The sequence below is a fragment of the Longimicrobium sp. genome (assembly GCF_036387355.1).
Taxonomy (GTDB): domain Bacteria; phylum Gemmatimonadota; class Gemmatimonadetes; order Longimicrobiales; family Longimicrobiaceae; genus Longimicrobium.
On sequence record NZ_DASVTX010000497.1, the window covers coordinates 1 to 3,306 of the forward strand.

The 3,306-nt window shown below is 73.0% G+C and carries 4 protein-coding genes; all 4 read right to left on the reverse strand.

Going from position 1 to position 3,306, the window contains the following annotated elements:
- Positions 1 to 15: 15 nt before the first annotated feature.
- Positions 16 to 1,341: an ATP-binding protein gene (locus VF665_RS21245; RefSeq protein WP_331055473.1), complete on the reverse strand. Its 1,326-nt coding sequence runs from the start codon at positions 1,339 to 1,341 to the stop codon at positions 16 to 18.
- Between the two features lie 68 nt (positions 1,342 to 1,409).
- The gene (locus VF665_RS21250; protein WP_331055474.1) at positions 1,410 to 1,766 is read right to left on the reverse strand and encodes a 4a-hydroxytetrahydrobiopterin dehydratase; all 357 of its coding nucleotides are present in this window, start codon (positions 1,764 to 1,766) and stop codon (positions 1,410 to 1,412) included.
- Entirely contained in the window at positions 1,763 to 2,299 is a 537-nt protein-coding gene (locus VF665_RS21255; RefSeq protein WP_331055475.1) for a TlpA disulfide reductase family protein, read from the reverse strand. The genes VF665_RS21250 and VF665_RS21255 overlap by 4 nt, the downstream gene beginning before the upstream one ends.
- Positions 2,299 to 3,306, reverse strand: a 1,008-nt coding sequence (locus tag VF665_RS21260; protein ID WP_331055476.1) for a hypothetical protein, incomplete at its 5' end; no start/stop codon positions are given. The genes VF665_RS21260 and VF665_RS21255, both read right to left, overlap by 1 nt.

Below are 3,306 nucleotides of genomic sequence, written 5' to 3' on the forward strand. Positions count from 1 at the left end.
TTCCGGCGTGCCGGCCTACGAGGGGGCAATGGGAAGGCGCAGGGTGAAGGTGCTTCCCTCGCCCAGGGCGCTCCGCACCCGCAGCTCCCCGCCCATGGAGCGCGCCAGGTCGCGGCTGATGGACAGCCCCAGCCCCACCCCCTCGGCCGGGTTGCTGTACCGGCGCTCCACCTGCACGAACGGGTCAAAGATGATGTCCAGCTTGTCGGCGTCGATCCCCGGTCCGTTGTCGCGCACCGACACCTCGGCCCACGCGCCGTCCGCGCCGTAGGCGAGCTCCACGCGGCCCCCGGGCGGGGTGAACTTGACGGCGTTCCCCACCAGGTTCAGCACGACCTGCCGCACCCGCTCGCCGTCCCCCATCAGCCGGAGCGCGGCGTCGCCGGGGAGCACGGCCAGGGTGATGTCCCGGGCCGCCGCGACCGGCGCGATCAGGGGAACCACGCTGTCCAGCAGCCCGGCCACGGAGTGCGGCTCCAGCGTGAAGTGAATCTGCCCCGCCTCGATCTTGGCGAACGCCAACACGTCGGTGATCAGCGTGAGCAGGTGGTGCTGGCTCACCCGCACGCGGGCGAGCGCCTCGAGCTGCGCCTCCGTCACCGGCCCGTGAATCCCCATCTCCACCAGCTCCACGTAGCCGCCGATGGCGTTCAGCGGCGTCCGCAGCTCGTGGCTCATGCTGGCCAGAAACTCGGCCTTGGCCCGGTTGGCCGCCTCTGCCTCGGCCCGCGCCGCCTCCGCCGCCCCCAGCGCCTGCTCCGCCTGCGCGCGCGCCCGCTCCGCTTCTGCCGTGCGATCCTCCAGTTCGGCGGCGGACTGCTGAAGCTCCAGCGTCTGCAGCTCCAGTTCGGCCGCGTTTTCCTGAAGCTGCGCGCTGCTGATCTCCAGCTCGGCCTGCTGGTCCTGCAGCACCTCGTACATCTCACGGAGCTCGCGCGCCTGCTCCTGCAGCGTGCGGTTCGCGCCGATCAGCTCCCGGTTGGCGGCGGTGAGGCGCACGTGCCCGGCCCGCGCGCGGTCCGCCAGCCGCGAAATGACGCTGGACGCAAGCAGAAACACCCCGAGCTGCGCCAACTCCACCGGATCGTTGGGCACAATGCCGCCCACCGGGGGGATGAGCAGGTAGTCGATGGCGAGCACCCCCGCGACGGAGGCCAGCAGCGCCGGGCGGAACCCCGAGAACCACGCTGCCGTGATGACGGCGGGCCACAGCAGGATGAAGATGGCGCGCGAGATGTAGGAGCCGGCCAGCGCGCTGAGCAGCACGGCCACCGCCACCATGGCGAGCGCCGCGGCGTAATGGAGCGCCGCTCTCCGGCGCGCGAGGTTCCGGGGGGGCACGTCCCCCTCCATGAGGTTGGTCAGGAGCGGATCGGCGTCGGGGGATGGGGAAGGTCCGCGCGCGCGCCTCAACGGCAGGTGCCGAACACGCGGTCGGTGCGCGCCGCCATCACGAAGTCGTTGGCGTGCAGTCCGCCGATGGAGTGCGTCCACCAGCCTACGGTCACGCGCCCCCACTCCGTCAGCAGCGCGGGATGATGGTCCGCCTCTTCCGCCACGGCACCGACGGCGTTGGTGAACGAGAGAGCGCGGCGAAAGTCCGGAAAGCGGAACACGCGCTCCAGCCGCGGCACGCCCTCCACCTCGCGCAGGCTCCACTCCGGAAGCTCCGCCATCCACCGTGCGCGCTCCTCACCGTCGACCGCCGGCGCGCCGGAGCGGCAGGGGACGCAGGCGCGCTCGGCCAGCGGCACGGGTTCCGTCATCCGCCCGCCACCGCCTTCTGCAGCGCGGCGCGCAGCCCGGGATCCGTCTCCTTGACCGGGCCCACGTGCTTCCACAGCAGCGTTCCGTCGCGCCCGATCAGAAAGGTGTTGGGCACGCCCATGGTGGAGTACGCCGTCGTGATCTCCCCTTCCGGATCCAGCCACACCGGGTACGTTGCGCCGAAGTCTTTCAGAAAGGCGCGGATGGCGCCCTCCTGCCCGCCCTGGTCAATGCTGACGCCCACCACGCGCAGTCCGCGCCCGCCCCACTCGCGGTGAAGCTTCTCGAGCGCGGGGATCTCGTCGCGGCAGGGGTGGCACCAGGTGGCCCACACGTTCAGCAGCACCGGCGAGCCGCGCAGCGCCTGCAGCGAGGCGGGGCCTCCCTCCAGCGCGCGGGCGGCGAACGCGGGGGCCGGCCTCCCGACCTCCACCACGGCGGGGCCCTGCACCTCCCCGCACGCCGCAGCCAGCAGCAGGGCGGGGAGGATGAACAGGCGGCACATCACGGGCCGCGGGCGGGGCATGCGCATCAATCCCTCGGCACGGTGAGGCGGGCCACGGACACGGAAGACGGGTCGCCCGCGGCGGTCCACGCCAGTACCACGCCGTCCCCGTCGCGCGCCATCCTCGGAAAGCCGCTCGTGCGCAGCTTTGCGGAGGCGGCGATGGACCGCGGCGCGCCCAGCCGCCCGTCCGGCTCAATGCGCCGCACGCGCAGCTCGCCCCCGGAGCCCGTGGCCGCGCGCTCCATCCAGCTCACCAGCGCGGCGCCGCCCTCCACCATCTTCACGTCCACGTGCCCCTCGGGGTTGCCGCCGTCCACCCGCACCGGCGCGCCGAAGGTGGCGCCCGCATCCGCCGAGTACGCCACCTTTACCTGCCGCACGCTGTCCGCGCCCGTGAACCAGGCCACCACCACGCGGTCGCTCTGCGCGTCGGCCCGGGGGCCGTTGACGGGGCACGCGTCGATCTTCCATCCGTCCCGCGCCACGGGAACGCCCGGGGTCCACACCCCGTTCACGCGGCGGGTGACGTAGATGTCGCGCACCTCGTCCGGCGAGCGGTCGCGATAGACGACCAGCGGGCCGCGCGCCGTCATGGCCATTCCCGTCTGGCAGCAGTCGCAGATGCGCCCGTCCACCGGCCGCTCCGGGCCCACGGAGCCGTCCGGGCGAATGGAGGCCGTCATCAGCATGGTTTCCTTGCTCTCCCCGCCCGCGTACTTGCGCCCGTCCAGCCACACCATCCCCGCGCTGTCCGCCGCCTCCGGCCACAGGCTCACGAAGCCGTGCTCCGCCGCCGCGCCGTCGCGGTGCGGCGTGGCGCCCCGCGACCAGGTGACGCCGCCGTCCGGCGACACGGCCACGCGAATGTCGTACGAATAGCTGTTCCCCGGCGACTTCTGCAGCCAGTGCGCCGCCATCCGCCCGCCCGGCATGGCGGTCAGCGTGGGGAAATCCGCCCAGTTCACCAGCAGTTCGCGGCCGCTGGCCACCGTGCGCGGCGCGGACCACCGGTCGCCCTGCAGCGTGGAGAT

Excerpts from the sequence above, each read along its gene's own strand:
- VF665_RS21255 (WP_331055475.1), bottom strand. The coding sequence starts at position 2,299 with ATGCGCATGCCCCGCCCGCGGCCCGTGATGTGCCGCCTGTTCATCCTC.
- VF665_RS21250 (WP_331055474.1), bottom strand. The coding sequence starts at position 1,766 with ATGACGGAACCCGTGCCGCTGGCCGAGCGCGCCTGCGTCCCCTGCCGC.